At 40.2% G+C, this 26,151-nt stretch carries 21 protein-coding genes; 16 read left to right on the top strand and 5 right to left on the bottom strand.

The genetic code is table 11. The features are described 5' to 3' along the window. Positions 1–2 precede the first annotated feature (2 nt). Both ACFQWC_RS08590 and ACFQWC_RS08585 read left to right on the top strand, forming a co-directional pair. Positions 3–1,766: a vWA domain-containing protein gene (locus tag ACFQWC_RS08590; RefSeq protein WP_377106882.1), complete on the top strand. Its 1,764-nt coding sequence runs from the start codon at positions 3–5 to the stop codon at positions 1,764–1,766. Then, positions 1,750–4,521, top strand: coding sequence for a VWA domain-containing protein (locus ACFQWC_RS08585; RefSeq protein WP_377106879.1), 2,772 nt, complete (start codon positions 1,750–1,752; stop codon positions 4,519–4,521). The genes ACFQWC_RS08590 and ACFQWC_RS08585 overlap by 17 nt, the downstream gene beginning before the upstream one ends. A gap of 35 nt (positions 4,522–4,556) precedes the next feature. On the opposite strand, the gene ACFQWC_RS08580 is transcribed toward ACFQWC_RS08585, so the two are convergent. After that, positions 4,557–5,423 (bottom strand): mechanosensitive ion channel family protein, encoded by an 867-nt coding sequence (locus ACFQWC_RS08580; RefSeq protein ID WP_299740546.1) that lies wholly within the window; start codon positions 5,421–5,423, stop codon positions 4,557–4,559. Positions 5,424–5,780: 357 nt separating this feature from the next. On the opposite strand from ACFQWC_RS08580, the gene ACFQWC_RS08575 reads away from it, so the two are divergent. The 7 genes from ACFQWC_RS08575 to ACFQWC_RS08545 all read left to right on the top strand — a co-directional run bounded on the left by ACFQWC_RS08575 (position 5,781) and on the right by ACFQWC_RS08545 (position 14,223). Next, on the top strand, positions 5,781–6,323 hold the full coding sequence (locus ACFQWC_RS08575; protein ID WP_044337555.1) for a peroxiredoxin: 543 nt from the start codon (positions 5,781–5,783) through the stop codon (positions 6,321–6,323). A 130-nt stretch (positions 6,324–6,453) separates the two neighbouring features. Further along, positions 6,454–6,909, top strand: coding sequence for a TlpA family protein disulfide reductase (locus tag ACFQWC_RS08570; RefSeq protein ID WP_299740549.1), 456 nt, complete (start codon positions 6,454–6,456; stop codon positions 6,907–6,909). Between the two features lie 205 nt (positions 6,910–7,114). Beyond that, positions 7,115–8,869 carry an ABC transporter ATP-binding protein gene (locus tag ACFQWC_RS08565; RefSeq protein ID WP_299740551.1) on the top strand — a complete coding sequence of 585 codons (1,755 nt, stop codon included), beginning with the start codon at positions 7,115–7,117 and terminating at the stop codon, positions 8,867–8,869. A 73-nt stretch (positions 8,870–8,942) separates the two neighbouring features. Then, positions 8,943–10,703 carry an ABC transporter ATP-binding protein gene (locus tag ACFQWC_RS08560; protein ID WP_299741283.1) on the top strand — a complete coding sequence of 587 codons (1,761 nt, stop codon included), beginning with the start codon at positions 8,943–8,945 and terminating at the stop codon, positions 10,701–10,703. Between the two features lie 317 nt (positions 10,704–11,020). Continuing rightward, positions 11,021–12,358 (top strand): cytochrome ubiquinol oxidase subunit I, encoded by a 1,338-nt coding sequence (locus ACFQWC_RS08555; RefSeq protein ID WP_299740553.1) that lies wholly within the window; start codon positions 11,021–11,023, stop codon positions 12,356–12,358. Positions 12,359–12,429: 71 nt separating this feature from the next. Further along, entirely contained in the window at positions 12,430–13,443 is a 1,014-nt protein-coding gene (locus ACFQWC_RS08550; protein WP_299740555.1) for a cytochrome d ubiquinol oxidase subunit II, read from the top strand. 123 nt (positions 13,444–13,566) lie between these two features. Next, entirely contained in the window at positions 13,567–14,223 is a 657-nt protein-coding gene (locus tag ACFQWC_RS08545) for a potassium channel family protein (RefSeq protein ID WP_299741284.1), read from the top strand. Between the two features lie 101 nt (positions 14,224–14,324). Here the strand turns inward: ACFQWC_RS08545 and rnjA are convergent, their stop codons facing one another. Beyond that, entirely contained in the window at positions 14,325–15,992 is a 1,668-nt protein-coding gene (gene rnjA, locus ACFQWC_RS08540; RefSeq protein WP_299740557.1) for a ribonuclease J1, read from the bottom strand. A 3-nt stretch (positions 15,993–15,995) separates the two neighbouring features. Next, a complete protein-coding gene (locus ACFQWC_RS08535; protein WP_044337548.1) occupies positions 15,996–16,202 on the bottom strand; it encodes a DNA-dependent RNA polymerase subunit epsilon in 207 nt (68 codons plus the stop codon). 954 nt (positions 16,203–17,156) lie between these two features. Between ACFQWC_RS08535 and ACFQWC_RS08530 the strand changes: the two genes are divergently transcribed. Beyond that, positions 17,157–17,927, top strand: coding sequence for a Cof-type HAD-IIB family hydrolase (locus ACFQWC_RS08530; protein WP_299740560.1), 771 nt, complete (start codon positions 17,157–17,159; stop codon positions 17,925–17,927). 41 nt (positions 17,928–17,968) lie between these two features. On the opposite strand, the gene def is transcribed toward ACFQWC_RS08530, so the two are convergent. After that, a complete protein-coding gene (gene def / locus ACFQWC_RS08525) occupies positions 17,969–18,523 on the bottom strand; it encodes a peptide deformylase (protein ID WP_299740562.1) in 555 nt (184 codons plus the stop codon). Between the two features lie 334 nt (positions 18,524–18,857). On the opposite strand from def, the gene ACFQWC_RS08520 reads away from it, so the two are divergent. The 5 genes from ACFQWC_RS08520 to lpdA all read left to right on the top strand — a co-directional run bounded on the left by ACFQWC_RS08520 (position 18,858) and on the right by lpdA (position 25,047). After that, positions 18,858–19,517, top strand: a complete 660-nt coding sequence (locus ACFQWC_RS08520) for a YkyA family protein (protein WP_299740564.1) — start codon at positions 18,858–18,860, stop codon at positions 19,515–19,517. Positions 19,518–20,032: 515 nt separating this feature from the next. Then, positions 20,033–21,148 carry a pyruvate dehydrogenase (acetyl-transferring) E1 component subunit alpha gene (gene pdhA / locus ACFQWC_RS08515; protein WP_044337545.1) on the top strand — a complete coding sequence of 372 codons (1,116 nt, stop codon included), beginning with the start codon at positions 20,033–20,035 and terminating at the stop codon, positions 21,146–21,148. 3 nt (positions 21,149–21,151) lie between these two features. Beyond that, entirely contained in the window at positions 21,152–22,129 is a 978-nt protein-coding gene (locus ACFQWC_RS08510; RefSeq protein ID WP_044337544.1) for an alpha-ketoacid dehydrogenase subunit beta, read from the top strand. A 157-nt stretch (positions 22,130–22,286) separates the two neighbouring features. Beyond that, positions 22,287–23,633, top strand: coding sequence for a dihydrolipoamide acetyltransferase family protein (locus ACFQWC_RS08505; protein WP_299740569.1), 1,347 nt, complete (start codon positions 22,287–22,289; stop codon positions 23,631–23,633). Positions 23,634–23,637: 4 nt separating this feature from the next. Beyond that, positions 23,638–25,047: a dihydrolipoyl dehydrogenase gene (lpdA, locus tag ACFQWC_RS08500; RefSeq protein WP_299740571.1), complete on the top strand. Its 1,410-nt coding sequence runs from the start codon at positions 23,638–23,640 to the stop codon at positions 25,045–25,047. Positions 25,048–25,152: 105 nt separating this feature from the next. On the opposite strand, the gene ACFQWC_RS08495 is transcribed toward lpdA, so the two are convergent. Beyond that, positions 25,153–25,548 (bottom strand): hypothetical protein, encoded by a 396-nt coding sequence (locus ACFQWC_RS08495; protein ID WP_299740573.1) that lies wholly within the window; start codon positions 25,546–25,548, stop codon positions 25,153–25,155. A gap of 301 nt (positions 25,549–25,849) precedes the next feature. On the opposite strand from ACFQWC_RS08495, the gene ACFQWC_RS08490 reads away from it, so the two are divergent. Then, the gene (locus ACFQWC_RS08490; RefSeq protein WP_044337541.1) at positions 25,850–26,098 is read left to right on the top strand and encodes a hypothetical protein; all 249 of its coding nucleotides are present in this window, start codon (positions 25,850–25,852) and stop codon (positions 26,096–26,098) included. Positions 26,099–26,151: the final 53 nt, after the last annotated feature.

Below are 26,151 nucleotides of genomic sequence, written 5' to 3'. Positions count from 1 at the left end.
ATATGATGGGAATAGGGAATCCAATCTTTTTTTTATTTTCTTTTTTTATAGCCGCGGTTATTTTAATGTATTTCTTTCGAAAACAATACAGAGATCAAGTTGTTCCTTCTAATTTACTATGGGAAGAGGTAATGAAGGAATGGCAAGCTTCTCCATGGTTTCATAGATTACAGAAAAATGTCTTACTTCTTTTACAAGTACTGATCCTTCTCTTCCTAATGATCGCCCTGGTAAAGCCTTATACATTTAAAGAAATGGCCAAAAAAGATCATCTCGTCATTTTACTGGACACCTCTGCCTCCATGAATGCAGTGGTGAACAATCGATCTCACTTTGAAGAAGCAAAGGAAGACATTCAATCATTGGTTGAAGGCACTGATGGAAAAGTAACCTTATTGGGGGTGGGGAAATCTTTAACCACCATTGTCTCGGAAGAAACAAACGACCGGGTTGTTCTCAATGGTTTAAAGAATCTACCATTATCTAATGACAACGAAGATATGAAAAAAGCGATTCACCTTGGAGAGGCGTTGGCAATCGGGTCGGAATCAATCATACATATCTTCTCAGACTCAATGAAAAAAGATGATTTTACAGAAGAACTTACAAGTCCTATTCAGGTACATAATCTTTTGACTAATCCTGTAAATGTTTCTCTTACAAGTTTCGGAGTTGAACGGTTAGGATCTTCTTATCAAGGAGTCGCTGTGATCGAAAATCAAAGTGAGGTATCACGAAGGGGTCACCTCACCATTTACGATGAAAAGAATGAGATCTCTTCGGTGGGACTGACATTGGATCCAGGAGGGGAAACCGTTGTTCCATTATCTGACCTTTCCCATAGCCCAATCTATAAGGCGGTAATCGATTTTAATGATGATTACATGGAAGATAACAGCCTTTCAAGTATTCAGGCTGCTGCCAAGCCGGCCATTCATGTCATAGGGGAAATTAACCCTTTCCTATTAAAGGGGTTTCAATCCATCGGAGTCGACGTGAAAACCATTGAAGAGGATCAAATGAAGCCTGGGGATGAAATCATCTTGACAACTAAGGAGAAGTGGCAGCAATCATCTGTTGGCAGCCCTGCCATGATCGTTCCGGAACGATCAAAAGAAGCCACTCCGCTGACACATGGGATTGAAGCGACGAATGAAGATCCCCTATTAAAACATGTTGAACTGGGAAAAGTGTATGTGGATAAAGTGAGTTCCATCCAAATAAAGAATCTCCAATCAGTTGCAACAGGTGATTCCATTCCTCTCATCCAGAAGGGAGAAGTGAATGGTCAGAAGCTTGTCCTGTTAAATTTGCACCTTAATGAATCAGATTTCCCATTACATCCGGGATTTCCGATCTTTCTTTATAATTCTTATCAATTTTTATCAGAGAATCATGGGTTTTTAGGCTATTATCAACCGGGTGAAGAGAGGACATTACCTCTTTCGGGAGATAAATGGGATATATACTCCACTGAAGGTGAGTTTGAAAAAGAATGGACTGGGGAGGGGATGTTCAAGGCACCCGAAGCACCTGGTGTATATCAAGCTATACGAGATGGTGACATGAAATATTTCAGTGTCGTACTTGATGATCGGGAAAAACAATTATCAGGAGGGTCTTCCTTTTCCCTTGAACCCACTAAAGGAATGAAAAACGAGGAATCAAAGAGCATTGCCCAAGCCCTTACTGAGTGGTTTCTAATCTTGGCAATCCTGCTATTATTTATCGAATGGGAGGTGTACAGACGTGGGAATCGAATTTAAAGAAATCCTTTGGTTATGGTTGATGATTCCCCTTGGATTTGTACTCTTCCTATTTGCCAGACAGGGATTGAAGAGGAAGGAAGAAAAGCTCGTCTTCATATTAAGGGGATGTGGGATGGTTCTATTGATCATTGCCCTTGCTGACCCGCTTATTTTGTTGCCGGATAAAGGGCGGTCGGTACTCATTCTAGCTGACCGTTCTGCCTCTGTGTCGGAACAAGAGGATCACATCCTGAATCTGATCAATCAAGCATCCCGAACCAAGGTAGAACATGATGGATACGGAATCGTAGCCTTTGGAGAAAACTCGGAAATTGAACGAACAATTTCACCGGACAGAAATGACATCAATCAGTTTGCAGGAGAGATTAACGAGGGAGAAACGAACCTCGAAGAAGGACTGGAATATGCATCGAATCTCCTTACCCGGGGAGGAAGAATTGTTGCTATCACAGATGGTAAGGAAACGACTGGGACTGGGGAAAATGTCATACCATTATTAAAGGGTAAAGGGATTGAAGTGGATTGGATTCCACTTTCACCGGATACGAAAGATGATGTGGCAGTAACTAATGTTACGTCGCCCTCCATTCAATATGAAGGAGAAGAAACAGTCATAACCGTTAACGCGTACAGCACAACAAAAAAAGAGGTAGAAATGCGCATATCCTTAAATGATCAGTCAATCATTAAGGAAATTGTACAAGTGCAAGAAGGAAACAATGAATATCAGTTCAAGCATGTCGTAGGTGAATCGGGTTTATTGGTGTATAAGGCAGAGGCGTTTACAGAAGGGGGTGGAAGCAAAGAAAATAATACCTTATACAATCTTGCCCGTTCAGAAGGGCCAGCCAAAGTACTCCTGGTGGAAAGCCCTTCTGGAGAAAGCCCGTTAACCCCATTACTGAAGTCAGCAGGGTTTAGCGTTGATTCATACAAACCTGAGCAGTTACCGGGAAAGCTGACTTCCTATCTGGAATATCAGACGATTCTTTTTGATAATGTATCTGCGACAAGCATTCCTGAGAAAAAAATGCTCCTTATGGAGAAAAGCGTGCAAGAATTTGGACGAGGATTTATTATGTTTGGCGGAAGCGAAAGTTTTGCTCTTGGAGGATATTTTAAAACACCGATCGAAAAATTACTGCCCGTCAATATGGATGTGAAAGGGAAAAAAGAGCTTCCGTCCCTTGGTCTTGTCATTGTGCTCGACCGCTCAGGGAGTATGAATGGTCAGAAGATTGCCCTTGCAAAAGAAGCTGCTGCAAGAACCGTCTCTTTACTTAGAGATAAGGATACGCTGGGAGTCATTGCATTTGACGATCGACCATGGGAAATCGTCGAGACGAAACCACTTTCCGATCGCAAGAAAGTAGAAGAGCAAATACGTTCCATTTCACCTGGTGGCGGAACAGAAATCTTTTCCTCCTTACAGCAAGCATATAAGAGTTTAGAGGATTTACCTTTAAAAAGAAAACATATCATTCTTTTAACGGATGGACAATCTGCCACGTCAGGCAGTTACCAGTCACTTGTAGAGGATGGTCACGGTAAACAAATTACGTTATCCACCGTCTCAATCGGTGAAGGAGCAGATCGAGGTCTATTAAATGATTTATCACAATGGGGAAAAGGTCGATTTTATGATGTTGTCGATGCCAGTGTGATACCGAGTATCTTAACAAGGGAGACAGTCATTACTACCAGGACCTATATTGAAGACTATCCATTTTATCCAGCGATTTCTTCGTCTAAATGGGAAACGTTATTTACAGAAGGCATTCCGCAAATGAATGCCTATATTGCCACTAGTCCAAAAGGCACTTCTCAAGTTGAGATGAAAAGTGAAAAGAATGATCCTATTTTGGCAACCTGGAGATATGGTCTGGGGAGGACATTTGCATTTACGTCTGATACAACTGGAAAATGGACAGGGGATTTCGTCAGGTGGAAAGGATGGCCGACGTTCGTCAATCAGCTTGTTACACGTTCGTTTCCTGATATTCAATCCAACCCTTACACCATCGATGTGGAAGACGATAGGGGATATACTCAGTTAAAGCTTTCGTCATCTGCGGGAGATGTCTCTCAACTTGAGGTAACGGCACTTGATGAAAGTGGAAAAGAGATTCCTGCAACGACGAGAATTAAGGATCCGGGGGACTATGAAGTCGAATTTGAGAGCAGGTTATCACCTGGACTATATCATATGAATATCTCCAAGGCAGGTGAAGAGAGTGGAAGCTCATACCAAACAGGCTTTTCGGTTCCATATTCGAAAGAATACACCTACAAGGGGGGAACCCGAACACTGGAAGAGATAGTAGAAGCAACGGGAGGGAAGAGATATTCGTCCCCTAAAGAAGTCTTTCGAGAGTTCAACAACCAATCATCCAGAGAGCAATCAATCCGTTCACTCCTTATTAGTATAGGCTTTCTACTATTCTTTAGTGAAATTGCAATAAGAAGGTTTGGATTAGGTCCTATAATGGGAGTCTTTGATAAGCTTAAAAGGAAGATACCCGTTACCGTTCCTAAAGAACGACCAACTTTTGAACAACTTGGCAGCAAAGTGAAACAGAACCGCGAGGGGAATGAGTTGGAGAAACCTACAAGCAGCAAGCAGACTATGCCTAAAGCTTCTGAGGAAAAGGGGCGGATAAACAAATCCAAGGTTAAACAGGATCCTCAAGAAACTAAGGATGATGATCGCCTTCAGCGTCTACTGAATGCCAAAAGGAGAAGAGACAAATAAAAAGAGAAGGCCGGTGCCTTCTCTTTTTACTTTCATTAGCTTTCTTTCTTCTCAATATAAACCTGGTGAGGGTAAGGAATTTCAATTCCATTTTGGTCAAGAGCTTCTTTTAGAGCTTTACGAAGCTTCCGTTCCACTCCCCATTGCTCCATGTTTTTCGTTTTGCATAGCACTCTCAGTACTACATCTGAAGCGCCAAGTGTCTGAACCCCTAACACATTTGGTCCATCTACAATATTGTCATCTTCTTGAGCGATCGTATCACAAACCTGCTGAAGCACCACCATCGCTTTGTCAATGTCATCATCATATGAGATCCCGATATCAACAAGTGCTCTCATATTTCCACGGGAATGATTGCTGACACTCGTAATTTCTCTATTTGGCACATAATGCAGAGTACCATCAAACCCACGAATATGTGTCGTTCGTAAACCAACCTCTTCTACAATCCCTGAGAAATTTCCTGTGGACACGTAATCCCCTACATCTACTTGCTTTTCCAATAGAATAAAGAATCCAGTCACTACATCACTTACTAACCCTTGAGCCCCAAAGCCGACTGCAAGGCCAACAATTCCTGCTCCGGCGAGAATAGCCGTCACCTGGATACCGAAGATTTGTAAAATCGTGACAAAGAAAACAAAAATCAGGATGTATCCGATTATATTTTTTGAAAGACTTTGTAGTGTTTGGGCGCGACCTTCAGAAACATCATTTCTTTTTCTGTACTTATCAAAGACTCTCTCAACCACTTTGTTAGCTGCACCTTTCACGATAATGAAAGCGATCCAAATCGCTATTATCTGTAAGGCGCCTATTCCAATCGTCACCAATAGACCGCCCCAATTAAAATTGGAAAGTCGGTCACTTATAGCACTAAGACCAAGTATGTAATTCAATCCAAAACATCCTTCCTTTTAAATAATGACCATTCTAGTATACACAATTCACCACAGGACATGTCAAAGAGTATATAAAAAAGCATATTGTTTTATTCCCCAGTTGAGAAATGGTAAACTTTATGTAGATGTTTATTCAAGCAGAAAAGTGAGTAAACTTCTATATAATAGGGAAAACCAAGTAAGGGATATTGTCAATAAATTATAATCATTTTAATATTAAATTGATTATAATTTAACATTGACTTAAAAAAACTAATCCTATATAATGAAACTTGTGATTCAGAAAGGACAGGCTTTCACGTCTTCCTTTTCATGTAAAATACTTCATTAAAAACTCATTGGAGGGATTCACTCATGGCAGAACGCATGGTAGGCAAACAGGCTCCACGTTTTGAAATGGACGCTGTATTGCCAAACAAAGAATTCGGTAAAGTGTCACTGGAAGAAAATATGAAAAACGATAAGTGGACAGTATTGTTCTTCTACCCAATGGACTTCACTTTCGTTTGTCCAACTGAAATTACAGCAATGTCAGACCGCTACGATGAGTTCGAAGATTTAGATGCAGAAGTTATCGGTGTCTCTACAGACACTATTCATACCCACTTAGCTTGGATTAACACTGACCGTAAAGAAAATGGTCTTGGTGAGCTAAGATACCCATTAGCTGCAGATACAAACCACAGTGTATCCAGCGAATACGGAGTCCTAATTGAAGATGAAGGTATTGCTCTTCGCGGGCTATACATCATAAACCCAGAAGGGGAACTGCAATATCAAGTAGTATTCCACAACAATATCGGCCGAGACGTTGAAGAAACTTTACGTGTACTTCAAGCACTTCAAACTGGCGGACTTTGCCCGGCAAACTGGAAGCCAGGTCAAAAAACTTTATAATTTTCAAATGAATAAAGGCCTAACCGTTTGTTAGGCCTTTTTCTTATCATGTAAATTTTTCAGGAGTAGTACAAATCTATCCTGTGAACAATAGGAATAAAATCGATACAAATTAAGGGAGGCCATATTAATGAAGCTTCGTGAACCGATGCCGGAATTAAACGGTGCTACAGAATGGTTAAATGGAGAAGTAACAAAGGGAGAGCTGGTAGGAGAAAAGCCGACACTTATTCACTTCTGGTCCATCTCATGTCACCTTTGTAAAGAAGCGATGCCACAAGTAAATGAATTTCGGGATCAATACAGTGATAAACTGAATGTTATGGCTGTCCATATGCCACGCTCCGAGGATGATCTGAACCTGGAAGAAATAAAGAAGGTAGCAGCTGAGCACGATATCACTCAGCCAATCTTCGTAGACAGTGAGCATAAATTGACCGATGCATTCGAAAATCAATATGTGCCGGCTTACTATGTCTTTGATAAAGACGGGAACCTTCGTCACTTCCAAGCGGGCGGAAGCGGAATGAAAATGCTTGAAAAACGCGTCAATCGTGTGCTCGATGAAATGGAAAAAAGCGAATAGGTTCAAACGAAATATGCGGGAATAGATCGGTCAAAAGACCGATCTATTTTTTTGGATTCATTTTTACAATTAATATGAATAATAAGACTAGGAGGATAATTCATAAAAAAGTAAAAAATTCTAAAAAAGGGTAGATAAATATTTCGAAAGCCGATATATTTATTAGTACGTTCTTTTTATATGCAACGTTGAAGGGGGAGAAAATATGGATACTTTTAAAAAATTGAAAGCCTTTTATTGGCCCTATAAAAGGCATTTTATCATTTCAATGATTTTCTTGATTTTTGTTACACTGATCACTGTCGTCTATCCAATGATCTTGCAAATCACGATTGATGATGTGATTCTGCAAGGGAACTATCAGTGGATTCCGTACTTAGCTTTTGGATTTATCGGCATTATGATCGTGAAAGGCGTTGCCACATTTATTCAGCAATACCATGGGGATCTATTCGGTATAACCTCGGTTTATCGAATGAGAAATGAACTGTATGAAAAGCTTCAATTCCTTCCATTCAGTTACTACGATAATGCCAAAACAGGGGATCTGATGTCCCGGTTGACGGCAGATGTAGAAGCTTTTCGTTTCTTTCTATCCTTTGGTTTTTCCGAACTGCTTCGCTTTTTCCTTTTAGTAACGGTAAGCTTTGGTGTTATGTTCTATTATTCACCTCAGTTGACATTCGTTACCCTATTATCGTTACCATTTCTGGCTATAGCCGTATACAAATTTGATAAAGCGGTTCACCCTGCTTTCAGGGGTATCCGTAAATCATTCGGAAAACTGAATACCAATGTTCAAGAAAATATTTCAGGAATCAATACAGTAAAATCATTATCGAGAGAAAATCATCAAATCAACAAATTCAACCAATCAAACGGCGATTACAAAGATAAATACCTTTTCACCTCGGACATTTGGGCAAAGTACTTTCCTTTAATGGAGTTTCTGGGGAATGTAAGTGTGGTGACACTCCTCGCTTACGGTGGTTATCTTGTGATGAATGGCAACCTTCAACCAGGAGAGCTTGTCGCGTTTTACAGTTTAGTGTGGTACATTATCTGGCCGATCATGAATCTTGGATTTACGATTAACCTGTTTTCACAATCGAAAGCATCAGGGGAACGTTTACTCGAAATTCTTGAAGTGGACGAAGAGATAAAAGATCATCAAGATGTTCTCCACGTTGATCGGATGAATGGTGAAGTGGAATTTAAGCATGTGTCACTGAATTATACCGTTCATGATGAAGCAGCCCTCGAGGATATTACCTTTAAGGCTGAACCCGGAAAAGTCATCGGTCTGATCGGAGGTACCGGCTCTGGTAAAACGAGTATCACCCAGCTTATCACTCGTTTCTATGAACCCGAAGAGGGAGAAATCCTCATCGATGGAAGGGATCTGAAAGATTACTCTTTAAAATCACTTCGAAAAAATATCGGTTTCGTCCTTCAGGAATCTTTCTTATTCTCTTCGACCATCAAGGCAAATATATCGTATGGACGACCGGAAGCAACAATGGAAGATATCATGGAAGCAGCAAAACGGGCACAAGCCCATGATTTTATTTCAGAATTGCCCGATGGCTACGACACAAGGCTCGGTGAAAGAGGTTTAGGTCTTTCAGGTGGTCAAAAGCAGCGGATTGCCATAGCCCGTGCGATTTGTACAGACCCATCGATCCTGATCCTCGATGACGCAACAAGCGCCGTAGACATGGAAACTGAATTCAGGATTCAAAAAGCGCTAAAAGAAGTCATGTCGGATCGAACGACCTTTATTATTGCCCATCGGATTTCATCCCTCAAGCATGCAGATGAAATACTCGTACTGGAAAACGGGAAAGTCGTCGAGAGGGGAGTTCATGACTTCCTACTGAAAAATAATGGACCGTATCAACGAATCTATGATATCCAATACAAAGACCAGAAAAAAATATTACAAACTCAGGAAGGGTAGGTGAGTGGATTTGAGTCAGAAAAACAAAGTGAACAAAAGCGTATTAAGCAGATTCCATTACTCTACAGATCAAATGATCGATAAGCCGTTTAACTGGGAGCAACTCTACCGGTTATTAACGTATTTAAAGCCCTATTCTAAAAAACTCCTGCCCTTATCCATCATTACCGTTCTGATCACAACAGCAGTTCGATTGATCGTACCTATTCTGATTGGGGTATACACATTAGACAAAGCCATCAGGCAGAAGGATTCCAATTTACTATTTACATTGGTTGGAATTATCGCAGGACTCTATGTATTGAATTACGTTGCAAATGTGCTAAGGATCAGGTGGATGAATCAGCTGGGGCAAGGAGTTATCTATGATTTAAGAAAGCACTTATTCAGCCATGTTCAATGGCTATCCCATCGCTTCTTTGATCAGAGGTCAGCCGGTTCCATCCTGGTTCGGATCATGAATGACATTAACTCCCTTCAGGAACTATTTACAAACGGAGTTATTAATCTCTTAATGGATATCATCCTGCTCATTGGAATCATCGTCATTCTCTTTACGTTAAGTCCTGAGTTAACACTTGCCGTCATGGTCATTCTGCCAATCATGTTTTTTATCTCAACCAGCTTACGAAAAAACATCCGCAGATCCTGGCAAATGGTACGACTCAAGCAATCGAAGCTGAATTCCCATCTGAATGAAAGCATTCAAGGGATCCGTGTTACTCAATCATTCACTCAAGAAAAAGAAAACATGGCCTTCTTCGATGGGGTAAACACGGAAAACTTCGATAGCTGGAGAACAGCCACAAAGAAAAATGCCATGTTCCGCCCGCTAGTAGAACTGACAAACGCCATTGGGACAGCGGTCCTCATATGGTACGGTGCCCATCTCATTCAAGGCGGCTCACTGGAACTGGGAGAATTTGTTTCATTCGCCTTCTATCTGGGGATGTTCTGGGAACCCATTTCAAGGCTCGGCCAAGTTTACAATCAACTACTGATCGGTATGGCTTCATCCGAGCGTATCTTCGAATTCCTCGATGAACAACCGATTGTAAATGAAAAAACGAATGCAGTGAACCTGACTGACATCAAAGGAAGAATACAGTTTGAGAATGTAGAATTTTCCTACGATGACAAACGAAAAGCACTCCAAAACATCAACCTTGAAATGAAAGCAGGCCAGACCGTCGCGTTAGTCGGCCATACTGGATCTGGTAAAACTACGATCGCCAACCTGATCAGCCGTTTTTACGATCCGACGAATGGTGAAGTGAAAATTGATGGGGTAAACCTGAGGGATGCATCGGTTTCAAGCTTACGAAGTCAAATCAGCATCGTCCTGCAGGATACATTCATCTTCTCGGGAACCATCATGGATAACATCCGATTCGGGCGCCCTGATGCAAAGGACGAAGAGGTTAAGAATGCCGCCGAAGCAATCGGAGCCAATGAGTTCATCGAGAAGCTTTCCAATGGATACGAGACCGAAGTGGAAGAACGGGGTAATGTTTTATCCGTTGGTGAAAGACAATTACTGTCATTCGCCCGAGCACTATTGGCGAACCCTCGAATCATCATATTGGATGAAGCGACAGCATCCATAGATACAGAAACAGAAGTCAAAATTCAAAAAGCATTGAAACGTCTACTGAACGGTCGTACCGCAATCATCATCGCTCACCGCCTATCTACGATCCGTGAATCGGACAATATCTTTGTCCTGGAAAATGGAAGAATCAAAGAATCCGGCAACCACGATGAGCTGATGGAGCAACAGGGTGATTATTATGAGCTGGTTAAATCACAGTTCAGAATGTTGGATGCGATGTAAGAAAGGATGGACCCCTGCACTGGTGTGTGAGGGGTTCTTTTCTTTTGTTTATGGAAGGAGGGGTGTGGTGGGATAGGGTCGGGTCGGTGTACAATACTTTCTCGAAAAACAAGCCCCATCCCTCCAAGCAACATCATTGCCAATTACTCTAAAAACCCCTAAAATAAAAGATAAATAAATGTTTGTGAAAAACGTCACAAAATATTCATGTTCAACACATCACAAACTCATTATCAGGTTTTATAATGAACAATATGTGATAAACAGTAGAAAACAGTTGTTTACGATTGTAAGTAGATCAGTAGGGGGAGTATAGAATGGTTTTAGATGGTGTGATTTTGAGTAGAATGCTCACTTCGACAACCCTTGCATTCCATATTATTTTTGCGACGATTGGGGTAGGGGTACCGATTATGATTGCCATTGCGGAGTTTATGGGTATCAAACGAAATGATCCCCATTATCTTTTGCTTGCAAGAAGGTGGGCAAGAGGTTTTACGATTACGGTTGCGGTGGGGGTTGTAACGGGTACAGCGATAGGGTTGCAGCTTTCCTTATTGTGGCCTTCATTTATGCAGGTCGCCGGACAGGTGATTGCACTGCCATTATTTATGGAAACTTTTGCGTTTTTCTTTGAGGCTATCTTTTTAGGAATCTATCTTTATACTTGGGACCGTTTTAAGAATAAGTGGATCCATTGGCTGTTGACGATTCCGGTTATGATTGGTTCTTCGGCTTCTGCACTTTTCATTACGACGGTGAATGCGTTTATGAACACTCCTCAAGGATTTGAATTAGAGAATGGGAAAGCCATTAATATCGATCCGATTGCTGCGATGCTGAATCCGGCCACGCCTACGAAAGTGTTTCACGTATTGACGACTGCCTATCTAACATCGGCTTTGGTGTTGGCGGCGATTACGGCATTTGCGATTCTTCGTAAGAGAGGCGGGGAGTATCATAAGAAAGCCCTGCGTTTAACGATGGTTTCTGCTTTGATTTTCGCTTTTGCGACTGCATTGGCAGGGGATTTATCAGCTAAATTCCTAGCCGAGTATCAGCCTGAGAAGCTCGCCGCAGCAGAATGGCACTTTGAAACGGAAGAGAATGCGGATCTTATCGTATTTGGAACACTGGATGAAAATAATGAGGTCCATAATGAGATCCGCTTACCTGGATTCTTAAGTTTTCTGGCAGGGAGTTCTTTTGAAACAGAGGTTATTGGTCTGAATGAATTTCCTGAAGATGAGCGGCCGCCTTTATGGGTCCACTATATGTTTGACCTGATGGTATCAATTGGGTTTTACAGTATCTTTATTTCTGCGGCATTTATTCTGTTCTGGAAGTGGAAGAAGCGGAATGAATGGAATAAGCCGCTTCTATGGGGAATTGTAGCAAGTGGACCACTTGCGATGCTGGCGATTGAATTTGGCTGGATTTACGCCGAGGTTGGTCGACAGCCATGGATTATGAGAGGGTATATGAAAGTGGCAGATGCGGCAACGAAAGCCGATGGAGTAGGCTTGACGTTTGCATTGTTTGTTGGCCTTTATATCCTCCTGGGTGTGCTATGTGTGGTTGTATTAATCAAAATGTTTAAAAATAAGCCTGCAGAGGCGGAATTAGAACAACGTTTTCCTAAGAAAGCGAGTTAATTAGAAATAAAATTGCTCCTTCTTTTCATTTTTTGTGAAGAAGGGGCTTAAGCTTTAAGGGAGGAATGGGTATGAGTTTGGAAGTAGTAGGGATTACCGTATTGTGGTTATTCCTTTATGGGTACCTTATTGTGGCTTCAATTGATTTCGGGGCTGGCTTCTTTGCCTTTTACGGGAGAATGAAGGGCAAGGAGCATACGTTAAACGTGTTGATTAGTCGATACCTTTCACCGGTATGGGAAGTAACCAACGTCTTTTTCGTCTTCTTCTTTGTGGGGCTTGTAGGGTTCTTTCCCGACGCAGCATATTATTATGGAACGGCTTTATTACTTCCGGGAAGTATCGCCATCATATTGCTGGCTATAAGAGGAAGCTTCTATGCATTCGGAAATTACGGCTCAAAGGATAATATCGTGTATCTGTTTTTATATGGAGCAACCGGTCTATTAATTCCTGCTTCCTTATCAACGGCTTTAACGATTTCAGAAGGTGGATTTCTGGAGGAACAGGGAGATAAGGTCATCTTCCTGGCCAAGGAGCTTTTTACCAGCCCTTATTCGTGGAGTGTGGTGGCTCTCTCCATTGTGTCGGTATTATTTATAAGTGCAACTTTTCTAACCTATTATGCAAACCGTGCAGGAGATATGGATTCCAGGGAAGAATTAAGGAAGTTTTCTCTGTTTTGGAGTCCACCGACCATTCTGGCAAGCTTATTAGTGTTCGTGTCTTTAAGAGAGCATAATGCAGAGCATTTTACGAAGGCAATTGATATTTGGTGGATGTTTGGATTATCCCTTCTATGCTTCTTCGGTGCATCATTTTTAATCTACCTGCGAAAGAATTTTGGAACTGCCTTTATTTTGGTTATGCTGCAATTCTTCTTTGCTTTCTTTGGCTACGGTGCATCCCATTTACCTTATATTTTAAAACCGTTTATTACGATAGAAACGAGTGTAACGAATCCAACGATGGGAACGGCCCTGGTTATCGTCTTTATAGCAGGATTGCTTTTATTGATTCCATCTCTTTACTTGTTAATGAGACTGTTTTTATTTGATGCAGATTATGTTAAAGGCAAGAAATAATAATAAAAGAGGGTATTGTTAAAAACCCTCAATATTTAATACAGGGAACAACAGGGAGAAATTTCATTTTCTCCTTTTTTTTATGCTAAAATAAAGGATATAGAGAGTGCGGGGGGATGTATGGTGAAAAAAGAGTTTGTGGTTGTTGGATTAGGGCGATTTGGAGGCAGTATTGTCCGTTCATTATCAGATCAAGGGATGGAGGTTATGGCGATTGATCAGGATGAAGATAAAGTAAATGAATTCTCTTCCATTGCTTCTCATGCGGTAGTGGCAGATTCAACGGACGAATCCGTATTAAAGAGCCTGGGAATCAGGAATTTTGACCACGTCATTGTGGCTATTGGAGACGATATCCAATCTAGTATCTTAACCACCTTGATGATGAAGGAAATCGGTGTGAAAAAAATTACCGTTAAGGCACAAAATGATTACCATGAAAAAGTTTTACGTAAAATAGGTGCGAACCAAGTCGTTCATCCAGAACGTGATATGGGGAGAAGGATTGCTCATAATATCGTTTCGAATAATGTATTGGATTACTTAGAGCTGTCGGATGAACACTCCATCGTAGAGATTGTGGCGAATGAAAACCTTAGTGGGAACTCGTTAATCGATTTGGATATCCGTGCTCAATTCGGGATCAATATCGTGGCGATTAAAAGACAAAAGGATATTATTGTGTCTCCACAAGCCGATGAACAGATTCGTGAAGGAGATATCCTGATTGTAATTGGAGCAGATACAGATATTAACCGTTTTGAAAAGAAGGTCTTATAATATAAAGAAGAGGCTGACCCAAGCGGTCAGCCTCTTCTTTATTATTTGGTGAAAGGTACACTGTGATTAAAGTGTCATCCATCCACCGGATCTTAAGATTATCAGACTTCCATAATGATCGGTAAAATCATAGGACGTCGTTTTGTTTTTTCATATAAGAATGGAGCAAGGGTATCCGTGATTTCATTTTTGATCTCTGACCATTGTGATGTCCTTCTTTCTAGAACTTTGTTCAGGTGTTTAGAAATAAGTGTTTGTGCTTCATTAATAAGGTCACCTGATTCACGCATGTACACGAATCCTCTGGAAATCAGGTCAGGACCTGATGCAATTTTGAAATCTTTCATGTCGATACTAACCACAACGATGACTAAGCCTTCTTCTGAAAGGATTCGGCGATCCCGAAGAACGATATTACCGATATCACCGATACCGCTTCCGTCGATATAGACGTTCCCAGAAGGGATTTTGCCAGCAACTTGTGCTGAGTCATTGCTTAATGCGAGAACTTCACCGTTGTCCATAATGAAGCAATTTTCAGCTTGAACTCCACAATCTACCCCGATCTGAGCGTGCATTTTCTGCATGCGGAATTCACCATGTATCGGCATAAAGAAGGTTGGATTCATCAGGCGGAGCATTAACTTCATTTCTTGTTGTCCACCATGACCAGATGTATGGATATCACTTAATGGTCCATGGATGACTTCTGCTCCAGCACGATATAGTAGGTTGATTGTGCGATTTACACTGATCGTATTTCCAGGGATAGGTGAAGAAGAAAATACAACTGTGTCACCAGGCTGGATCTGAATCTGACGGTGAGTACCGTTTGCAATTCTCGATAATGCAGCCATTGGTTCACCTTGAGAACCTGTACATAATATCGCTACTTCATTTGCAGGTAAACGATTAATCTGGTTATGTTCAATGAATGTATCTTTAGGGGCGTTAATATACCCTAATTCTTGACCGATTGTAATGGCAGCTTCCATGCTTCTTCCGAAAACAGCGACTTTTCTATTATGAAAGACAGCTGCTTCAACCACTTGTTGTAAACGGTGAATATTAGAAGCAAAAGTAGCGAATATAACACGACCGTCCACTTTGCGGAAAATGTCATTGATGCTTTCTCCGACTTTGCGTTCGGACATTGTGAAGTTTGGAACTTCAGCGTTCGTACTATCAGATAGAAGACAAAGGACGCCTTCTTTTCCGATTTCAGCCATTTTGGTTAAGTTCGCGGGTTCACCAACCGGCGTGAAATCAAATTTAAAGTCACCTGTATGTACAACATTACCAGGTGGTGTTTTCACAACAATCCCGTATGAATCCGGAATACTGTGAGTCGTTCTGAAGAAGGTAACAGACGTCTTGCGGAATTTAATGATGTCATCTTCTTTGATGACATTAAGTTTCGCATTTCTTAATAGACCGTGCTCTTCCAGCTTGTTTTTAATAAGTCCCAGTGCGAGCTTCCCGCCGTAAATCGGGATGTTTAATTCGCGCAGTAAATAAGGGATTCCACCGATATGATCTTCGTGTCCGTGTGTCACGAAAAGACCCTTGATTTTATCTGCATTCTTCACCAGATATGTGTAATCCGGTATTACGTAATCGATACCGAGCAGTTCGTCTTCAGGGAACTTGATTCCCGCATCGATCAGGATGATTTCGTCTTGGAATTGTACGCCGTATGTGTTTTTACCGATTTCACCTAAACCGCCAAGGGCAAATACTGCGGTTTGGTCATTCTTGACAAATTTCATTGATTATTGCTCCAACTCGAAAGAATGATGGTTTTCTTCATACTCTAAAAAAGCGCCCTCTAGCTTTTGTACGAATTCAATGTTATACGGTTTGTCTTTTAATTTCAGACGTACTTCACGTTCTGAATCTGCTTCCATGTAAAGAGATTGAGTGCATTCGCGAACAGGCACTTCTGCTTTACTTTCTTGATAAAATACTTTAAAAATCATGTTTTTCTCTCTCCTTATCCGTTTTCAAAAAATCTAACTTTCATCTATGATAAAAAAGTTATCAACTACATAACATAAGCGGCGTCTTAGGCACCTATAGGCATAAAACCAGGCTCCGGTTGAGGGAGGTGTGTATCATGACGAATAGGACTTGACGCTGGAGCTGGACATTAGAGGGCTAGCTTCCCTGCTAATAGGTATAGATATACCATTGTGGTCTGAACAGTTACTATGTTCATATATGGCTCATTTACGCCCTGTGGTAAAAAAACGATTGATAAAAGGATCATTTCCTTAACACAGGGCGACCTTTCAATATGAATGAAAGGCGAGTGGAATCTATCTTTCACGAGAATTCACCATAGCCTACAGCCCTTGTTCTAACTCTTTCGAAAATAACCTATCATTTAAGTAGGGATGAATCACCGTGTTTATGTATGCTATAAATTATAAAGGATTCTTTCGAGTAAATAAAGTTTTTGCGAGAATCCTTCATTAAAACATTACAAAAATAGAGAAGAGGGACTGAACCAATGGAGACGAAAAAGCTCACTAGTGGCATCAGTCCCTTATTATTTGTGTAAACGTATGACAGTATAACCGAATTACATGTATTTTAGTAGTGTGACTTTGATTGGGTTCGTTCGACAGATAAAATACTATGCAATCGTTTTTTTTCTAAGCAATTCTTTCCACTGTTTTAAAAGCTTTTTTCTGAGCTTTTTTAACATGGTGGATCACTCCTTATCAATAGTTTACCGAGATTTTCCTTTGAAGTAAAGGAACAATAATACCGTCGTCTCTGTTGTCTTACTTATATTGTACGGAATTTATTGAATCTCTTACATGGTTAAGTTTGGTAAATGGGCTCATTCATTGACATTTAAGCCGCAAAGGATTACTTTAAACAACGGGTAAAAGAGATAAAGATTATGTGTGAAAAGGAGAACAGATATGTCTAAAATAGTTTTCTTCGATATAGATGGTACACTGCTTGACCACGATAAGAAGCTTCCTCATGCAACGAAAGAAGCCATCCAAACATTACAATCAAATGGCACTTATGTTGCGATTGCAACTGGCAGAGCTCCATTTATGTATGAGGGTCTTCGGGAAGAGTTAGGGATCGAATCCTTTGTTTCATTTAATGGTCAATATGTAGTTTTTGAAAATGAGGTCATCTATACAAATCCATTAAAAATAGAGACGTTAGAAGAGTTACTGGAGGATACGTATTCTAAGGAACATCCGGTGGTTCACTTAAATCATCAAACGATGAAGTCAAACCAAAAGCACCATAAATATATTGAAGAGAGTATGAGAAGTTTAAAATTTCCACATCCTGATTATGCTCCGGAATTTTATAAAGGAAGAGATATTTATCAATCCTTGTTGTTTTGTACAAAAGAAGAAGAAAGCTTTTATCGGGAGAAATACAATGACTTCACATTCATTCGCTGGCATCAGTACTCAATGGATATCCTGCCGAAAGGCGGATCAAAAGCAGAAGGCATTAAAAAAATGATCGCTAAGCTCGGGTTTGAAATGGAAGATGTTTACGCGTTTGGAGACGGGTTAAATGATATTGAAATGATTCAATCCGTTGGTACAGGTGTTGCCATGGGGAATGCCGTGCAAGAAGTACAAAAACATGCAAATTTGGTCACAAAACACGTCGATGATAATGGAATATATCATGGTTTAAAGGAACTGGAATTAATCTAAACAAAAAAGACTTCTTCGGTAATAGGAAGAAGTCTTTTTTATTATCGTTCAATAGCGATTGCATCCGGAATCGGCTCGAACGGATTATTCGGGTTGATGTGGTCATAGAACATGATCCCATTCAAATGATCGATTTCATGCTGGAATACGATGGACGGTAACCCCTTTAAACGCAGTTTCACTTCGTTACCATCCACATCCCAGCCTTTGACAGTCACTCTGGCGTATCGAGGAACAAATCCGGGAACATTTCTATCTACTGACAAACAACCTTCACCTGATGTTAAATAAGCTTTCTCGATTGAGTGGCTAATAATCTTCGGGTTGAATAAAGCATAGCTGTGTAATCTTCCTTGATTGTCTGTCACATTGACAGCTAACATCCTCTTAGAAATATTTATTTGAGGCGCAGCGAGGCCAATCCCGGGTCTAAGGCCATACTTATTTGCTGTTTCAGGATTTTGGCTGTTTACTACATATTCTAATAAGCTTCTTAATGTTTCCTTGTCTTCATTTGATGGCGGGATAGCCACTTCCTTTGCCACCATCGTTAATGTAGGGTGACCCTCTCGGATTATGTCATTCATCGTAATCATTGATTTTCCTCCTCAGGTACAATAGAGATATGATTGGATAGGCGATATATGTCATTACACATTACTTGCAGACGGGGCCAGTTGATCAATCACTTCTCTACTTTATATATTAAGATAATCTATTATGTATGATAATAGTCTATCATTTTACACCGGAAAAGTTAACGAATGAGATTCGATATAAGGTGGAATACTCAACAGATAAATGACATAATCATTTTAATAGGAAGAATAGTCTAATCGACATTTTTTTCCACAGTTGTAAATCCCTATTGTCAAATGTTGTAGACATAGATATAGTAGAAGGTGGTAAATAGTTAAGGGGGATCTAGTTGTGTCGAAATTTCGTTTTGCTTTCATTTTAGGAGCCGCTATCTTTGTATTAATGGGCTGTGTTGGTGGTTCTTCACCCGAGGAGAATATGTACAATGTTCTTGAAGAAACAGTATCCAAAGAAGGTCAATATGTTGAAGTTCAAAAGCCTCTTCAAGAGTTAGAAGAAAAAGAGAAAGAAATTTATACTAAGATTATGGATCTTGGGATGAAAGAGTTTGACCAGATTGTAAAACTTTCCGACGAAGCTCTGGACAACATCAAAAAAAGAAAAGAATACATAGATCAAGAGCGTACGTCCATGAGTGAAGCGAAGGAAGAGTTTGCGAAAGCAGACGACTATGTTGATAAGTTAGAAAACGAAGACCTTAAAAAAGAAGCCAAAAAGCTGGGGAAAACGATGGAAGAACGTTATCAGCTTCATGAAAAGCTAACATCTTCTTATCTGGATGTCCTATCTCTGGATAAAGAGCTTTATAATATGTTCAAAAAGAAAGAACTTACAATTGAAGAGCTTGAGAAACAAATCTCTTCTATTAATGAACAATATGAAAAAATAGTGAAGTTCAATGAGGACTACAATAAAAAGACAGAAGAATTCAATAAGCTAAAACAAGAGTTTTATTCGAGCGCCGGTCTTGATGTGAAAGACTCAGAATAATGATGGATAAAAAGTGATAGAAGAGGAAAACTTCCCTCTTCTATCACTTTTTTGATTTTACTTAAACAATAATCCGAGTTCCTTTCCAATCTCAGGGTCATAATGGGATAAAGAGGAGTAACGGCATTCTTACTCTATAACAGATGAGGTTGTTTCTATTGTTTATATATAACAGGTAGTAAGGGAGTATTGATACAGTTCTGAAAAGAAATGGCAGAAAAAAATTTAAAGGTTGTTTGGAATCATGAATTTATAATACTTTGTCGTTGACTTCCTGAATTTCTATATTGTAAACTAGTAAAGGTATTCATGGATTGTATTAGTCGCTATTGAATTTCGACTGATACAGATAAGCTCGAATGTAATTTCGGGTTTGCTTTCTTGGTATTTGTGGAAAACTACTAATAGTGTGTGTATCCTCAAGTATTGTGGTAGGTCATACTGAATTTGGGTAATCTAAACTTTGTATGTAAAAAAACCAAAATAAATGTATAAAGAAAGGATAGGTGACTTCGATGGCTTCTAAATCAAAGAAGGCACAATTCGATGCAGTTAAGACGCTCGAACAAATTGAAGACAAGTTTGAAATGTTCCAAATTTTGAACGAAGAAGGCGAAGTAGTAAACGAAGATGCAATGCCTGAGATCTCTGATGAGGATCTACAGGAATTAATGCGTCGTATGGTTTATACTCGTATTCTTGATCAAAGATCAATCTCCCTGAACCGTCAAGGACGTTTAGGTTTCTATGCACCAACAGCTGGACAGGAGGCATCACAAATTGCTTCTCACTTTGCTTTAGAGAAGGAAGATTGGATCCTGCCTGGTTATCGCGATGTTCCACAAATCGTTTGGCACGGTCTTCCGTTAGCTCAAGCATTCTTATTCTCACGTGGACATTTCAAAGGAAATCAGCCTCCAGAAGGTGTAAATGTATTATCACCTCAAATCATCATCGGTGCACAATACATCCAAACTGCCGGGGTGGCATTAGGCCTTAAGAAACGTGGTAAGAAAGCTGTTGCCGTTACATATACAGGTGACGGTGGGTCTTCACAAGGTGATTTCTACGAAGGAATTAACTTTGCCGGTGCGTACGCAGCTCCAGCGATCTTCGTTGTTCAAAACAATCAGTTCGCCATCTCAACACCACGTGATAAGCAAACAGCTGGCCGTACAATTGCTCAAAAAGCAGTTGCAGCCGGTATCCCTGGTATATTAGTGGATGGTATGGATCCATTAGCAGTGTATTCAGCTACTTTAGAAGCTCGTAATCGCGCTGTAAATGGGGAAGGACCTTCATTAATCGAAACACTTTGCTACCGCTACGGGCCACACACAATGGCAGGTGATGATCCAACTCGTTACCGTACTTCAGAAATGGATACTGACTGGGAGAAGAAAGATCCATTAGTGCGTTTCCGTAAATTCTTAGAAGGTAAAGGATTATGGAGTGAAGAGAAAGAAAACGAAGTGATCGAAGAAGCGAAAGAAGATATCAAACAAGCTATTAAAGAAGCAGATGGAACTCCTAAGCAAAAAGTTACTGATTTCATTAACAATATGTATGAAGAGCTTCCTTACAACTTAAAAGAACAATTAGAAATCTACAAAGAAAAGGAGTCGAAATAAGCCATGGCGCAAATGACAATGATTCAAGCGATCACTGATGCACTGCGCACAGAACTACGCAACAACGAAGACGTTTTAGTTTTTGGTGAGGACGTAGGTCTAAACGGTGGTGTATTCCGTGCGACGGAAGGACTTCAGAAAGAATTCGGTGAAGACCGTGTATTCGATACTCCACTAGCAGAATCAGGAATCGGTGGTTTAGCAATCGGTTTAGCATTAGAAGGGTACCGTCCGGTACCGGAAATCCAATTCTTCGGTTTCGTATACGAAGTAATGGATTCAGTAAGTGGACAAATGGCCCGTATGCGTTACCGTTCAGGTGGAACGTATACTTCTCCAATCACAATCCGTTCCCCATTTGGTGGTGGAGTACATACTCCGGAACTTCATGCGGACAGCTTGGAAGGATTAATGGCTCAGCAACCTGGTTTAAAAGTCGTTATTCCTTCAACACCTTATGACGCTAAAGGTTTATTAATTTCATCTATTCGTGATAATGACCCTGTCATTTTCCTGGAGCACATGAAATTATACCGTTCATTCCGTCAAGAGGTTCCTGAAGAGGAATACACAATTGAACTTGGTAAAGCTGATGTAAAACGTGAAGGTACAGACCTATCCATTATCACTTATGGAGCAATGGTACACGAATCATTGAAAGCGGCTGAAGAACTTGAAAAAGAAGGACACTCAGTCGAAGTAATCGATTTACGTACGGTTAGCCCGTTGGACATTGATACAATTATGGCGTCAGTTGAAAAAACAAACCGTGCCATCGTTGTTCAAGAAGCTCAAAAGCAAGCTGGTATCGCAGCGAACGTGGTTGCTGAAATCAATGACCGTGCGATTCTTAGCCTTGAAGCACCAGTACTTCGTGTAGCGGCACCAGATACAGTGTACTCTTTCTCTCAAGCAGAGCCAATCTGGTTACCAAACCACAAAGACGTTCTTGAAACAGCGAAAAAAGTACTTAACTTTTAATGGGTAAGGAGCTTTTATAGCTCCCCCTTATATTTAAATGAAAACAGAAGGGTAACCCACCCTTCTCTTTTCCAATTGCAGATATAAGAAAATCAGACAGATATAAATATTACATTCATCTATTTTTAATCATTATTCAATACAGGAGGTAGAGTCCATGTCATTCGAATTCAAATTACCAGACATTGGTGAAGGTATTCATGAAGGTGAAATCGTAAAATGGTTTGTTAAGCCTGGCGATAAAGTTGAAGAAGACGATGTACTATGTGAAGTTCAAAATGATAAAGCAGTAGTAGAAATTCCATCTCCGGTAGCAGGGACAGTTGAAGAACTTCTTGTTGACGAAGGTACTGTAGCAGTAGTAGGTGATACACTTATTAAGTTCGACGCGCCTGGTTACGAAGATCTTCAGTTCAAAGGTGATGATGGAGAGAAGAAAGAAGCTCCTAAAGCTGACGAGAAAACAGAAGGTCAAGTTCAAGGATCTGCTGAATCTGGTCAGGATGTTAAGAAAGAAGCTGCTCCTGAAACCAAGGAAGAATCAACAGGTCAAGATGCTGGAGTTGATCCTAATAAGCGTGTCATCGCTATGCCTTCTGTTCGTAAATACGCTAGAGAAAACGGTGTGGAAATTCGCCAAGTATCCGGTTCTGGTAAAAACGGACGTGTTGTCAAGGAAGATATCGATGCTTTCTTAAGCGGAGATTCTAAGCCGGCAGAAGCTGCTGAAGAAGCGAAAACAGAAGAAAAAGCACCAGAAGCTGATTCTAAAAAAGCTGCGCCTAAAGCTCCAGAGGGTGAATACCCTGAAACTCGCGAGAAAATGAGTGGTATGCGTAAAGCAATTGCGAAAGCAATGGTCAACTCTAAACATACAGCTCCTCACGTAACATTAATGGATGAAATTGATGTGACAAAACTTTGGGCTCACCGCAAGAAGTTCAAAGAAGTTGCAGCTGAAAAAGGTATTAAATTAACATTCTTACCTTATATCGTTAAAGCATTAACAAGTGCATTACGTGAATATCCGGCGCTAAACACATCTATTGATGATTCAACGAGCGAAATCGTACAAAAGCATTATTACAACATTGGTATCGCAGCGGATACTGACAAAGGACTATTAGTACCTGTTGTGAAGAATGCTGATCGTAAATCCATGTTCTCAATTTCAAATGAAATTAACGAACTGGCTGGCAAAGCTCGTGATGGTAAGCTTTCAGGAGATGAAATGAAAGGTGCTTCATGTACAATCACGAATATTGGTTCTGCTGGTGGACAATGGTTTACTCCGGTAATCAACCATCCAGAGGTTGCCATCCTTGGAGTCGGACGTATTGCAGAAAAACCTGTAGTTAAAAATGGTGAAATTGTAGCCGCACCTGTGTTAGCATTATCATTGAGCTTCGATCACCGCATGATCGACGGAGCTACTGCTCAACATGCACTTAACCATATCAAGCGTTTGTTGAACGATCCAGAATTATTATTAATGGAGGCGTAATACAATGGTAGTAGGAGATTTCCCAATCGAAACAGATACAATCGTAGTCGGTTCAGGTCCCGGAGGATATGTAGCTGCAATCCGTGCAGCGCAACTGGGGCAAAAAGTGACAATCATTGAAAAAGAAAACATGGGTGGAGTTTGCTTAAACGTTGGTTGCATCCCATCTAAAGCTCTAATCACAGCGGGTCACCGTTTTCATCAGGCACAACATTCTGATGACATGGGGATCGTAGCTGAAAATGTAAAAGTGAATTTTGATAAAGTTCAAGAGTGGAAAGCTGGAGTTGTTAAGAAATTAACTGGCGGTGTAGAAGGCCTTCTTAAAGGAAATAAAGCAGAAATCGTACGCGGTGAAGCTTACCTTGTAGATACTAATACATTGCGTGTGATGGATGACAACTCTGCTCAAACATACAAGTTCAAAAACTTGATTCTTGCAACTGGTTCACGCCCAATCGAAATCCCTAGCTTCAAGTTCTCAAAACGCGTCATCGATTCAACAGGAGCTCTTGCTCTTACTGAAATTCCACAGAAGCTTGTGGTAATCGGTGGAGGTTACATCGGAACTGAACTTGGTACTGCTTACGCAAACCTTGGATCCCAAGTAACGATTTTAGAAGGTGCCGACGATATCCTTAGCGGTTTCGAAAAGCAAATGACTACGGTCGTGAAAAAAGGTCTTAAGAAAAAAGGCGTCGAGGTTGTAACGAAAGCAATGGCTAAAGGCGTTGAAGAAAGCGATAGCGGCGTAGTTGTTAAATATGAGGTAAAAGGTGAAGAGAAGACGGTTGAAGCTGATTACGTGCTTGTAACAGTAGGCCGTCGTCCAAATACGGATGAAATCGGTCTTGAAGAAGTTGGCATCGAGATGTCAGACCGCGGTGTTGTCAAAATTGATAAGCAGTGCCGTACGAACATCCCTAACATCTTCGCAATCGGTGACATCGTAGATGGACCACCACTTGCTCACAAAGCTTCTTACGAAGGTAAAATTGCTGCTGAAGTCATCTCAGGTGAACCGGCAGAAATCGATTACCTCGGTATTCCTGCTGTGTGCTTCACAGATCCTGAATTAGCGACAGTAGGTTATTCTGAAGCGCAAGCGAAAGAAGAAGGCATCGAAGTGATCGCTGCTAAATTCCCATTCGCTGCTAATGGCCGTGCATTGGCTCTTAATGCGAGTGATGGTTTCATGAAGCTTGTTACCCGTAAAGAAGACGGTTTAATTATCGGAGCACAAATCGTAGGTTCCGGTGCATCAGACATGATTGCTGAATTAGGACTGGCGATTGAATCCGGTATGACTGCTGAAGACGTTGCGATGACAATTCATGCTCATCCTACATTAGGTGAGATTTCCATGGAAGCAGCAGAAGTTGCAATGGGTAGCCCAATTCATATCGTAAAATAAAGTAACAAATCGAGGATGATCCCGGCTTGCTGGGATCATCCTTTTTTATTTGTTATCAAGAATAAAAGGGATTGAAGCAATAATGCGCTTCAATCCCTTTTTTTGTTATTGTTCCCAACTTTCAATTGCAGTTGAAACGGGTTTTAAAATGTCTTCTTTGGAAATATCGCCTTCCACTTTACATATGACCTGATTGTTTTCTACGACTACGATTGCAGGCGAGGTCGGGGGAGAATCTGCTATTTCATTTGGTGCCTCAGTATTAAGGCTGACAACCTTTAAACGTTTAAGGTCATCAGGATATTGTTTTTTTAGCTCAATGATTGCATCGTAATAGGGTATTTCTTTAGAAACGTTTCGTTCATCGGTGAAGAATATAACCTGCTTTTCTATAAATTGATCTTCTGCTAAAACAACTTTATTCGAAGAAATATAGTCACATGAAGTCAAAAGCAACATCGTGGAAATGATTAATATTGATAAAGTGAGTATATGTTTCATACATCATCCTCTTTTCTTAAACGATGCTATGAACTTTACAATTGTAAATAAATAACTTTTATACTGATCTTATGTCACATTTTATCATATGAAAAATCATAAAGGGGTCAAGTCATTGAAATGTTACATAATTGAAAAGACATACATAATGAAAGTAATCTTAATAGAATATACTATATAAATACGATGATTGAATACTGATCTACGCCTTTATCAAATAATCATTAGGTTTCAATCCATGAATAGGGGTAAATAAAAAAGAAGGAAGTTTAAAATAAATCACTTAAAGGATGTAATAAACATGAAATCGTATATTGCTTTTTTAGTTCAAATGATTTTATGGAGTGTTTTCTATATAGCTGAATGGATGTCTGATAAAGATCATTTAGAATATAAATGGATAATGTTTGTTATATTCTTTTACTTAGCCTTTATTGCCGCCAAGAAAATCGTTCAATCAAGAAAGCTGACCTTATTTATTACATCATTTAGTTTAACGTGCTTCTTTGCCTTCAAAGTTGTATTTGAAAATGTAATGGAAATATTTTAATTCTTTCCCAGAATCATTTAAGAATATGTTAAAATATTCAAAGTGAACACGGA

It is taken from the genome of Rossellomorea sp. GCM10028870 (genome assembly GCF_042666755.1).
Classification (GTDB): Bacteria; Bacillota; Bacilli; order Bacillales; family Bacillaceae_B; genus Rossellomorea.
Note: the sequence above shows the minus strand (reverse complement) of the source record. Positions and strands in the feature narration are given on the sequence as shown.

Coding starts and splice junctions, on each gene's coding strand:
- pdhA (WP_044337545.1), top strand. CDS start 20,033: ATGGCTTCTAAATCAAAGAAGGCACAATTCGATGCAGTTAAGACGCTC.
- ACFQWC_RS08510 (WP_044337544.1), top strand. CDS start 21,152: ATGGCGCAAATGACAATGATTCAAGCGATCACTGATGCACTGCGCACA.
- ACFQWC_RS08575 (WP_044337555.1), top strand. CDS start 5,781: ATGGCAGAACGCATGGTAGGCAAACAGGCTCCACGTTTTGAAATGGAC.
- ACFQWC_RS08490 (WP_044337541.1), top strand. CDS start 25,850: ATGAAATCGTATATTGCTTTTTTAGTTCAAATGATTTTATGGAGTGTT.
- ACFQWC_RS08570 (WP_299740549.1), top strand. CDS start 6,454: ATGAAGCTTCGTGAACCGATGCCGGAATTAAACGGTGCTACAGAATGG.
- ACFQWC_RS08560 (WP_299741283.1), top strand. CDS start 8,943: ATGATCGATAAGCCGTTTAACTGGGAGCAACTCTACCGGTTATTAACG.
- rnjA (WP_299740557.1), bottom strand. CDS start 15,992: ATGAAATTTGTCAAGAATGACCAAACCGCAGTATTTGCCCTTGGCGGT.
- ACFQWC_RS08530 (WP_299740560.1), top strand. CDS start 17,157: ATGTCTAAAATAGTTTTCTTCGATATAGATGGTACACTGCTTGACCAC.
- ACFQWC_RS08565 (WP_299740551.1), top strand. CDS start 7,115: ATGGATACTTTTAAAAAATTGAAAGCCTTTTATTGGCCCTATAAAAGG.
- ACFQWC_RS08505 (WP_299740569.1), top strand. CDS start 22,287: ATGTCATTCGAATTCAAATTACCAGACATTGGTGAAGGTATTCATGAA.
- ACFQWC_RS08535 (WP_044337548.1), bottom strand. CDS start 16,202: ATGATTTTTAAAGTATTTTATCAAGAAAGTAAAGCAGAAGTGCCTGTT.
- ACFQWC_RS08590 (WP_377106882.1), top strand. CDS start 3: ATGATGGGAATAGGGAATCCAATCTTTTTTTTATTTTCTTTTTTTATA.
- def (WP_299740562.1), bottom strand. CDS start 18,523: ATGATTACGATGAATGACATAATCCGAGAGGGTCACCCTACATTAACG.
- ACFQWC_RS08555 (WP_299740553.1), top strand. CDS start 11,021: ATGGTTTTAGATGGTGTGATTTTGAGTAGAATGCTCACTTCGACAACC.
- lpdA (WP_299740571.1), top strand. CDS start 23,638: ATGGTAGTAGGAGATTTCCCAATCGAAACAGATACAATCGTAGTCGGT.
- ACFQWC_RS08495 (WP_299740573.1), bottom strand. CDS start 25,548: ATGAAACATATACTCACTTTATCAATATTAATCATTTCCACGATGTTG.
- ACFQWC_RS08550 (WP_299740555.1), top strand. CDS start 12,430: ATGAGTTTGGAAGTAGTAGGGATTACCGTATTGTGGTTATTCCTTTAT.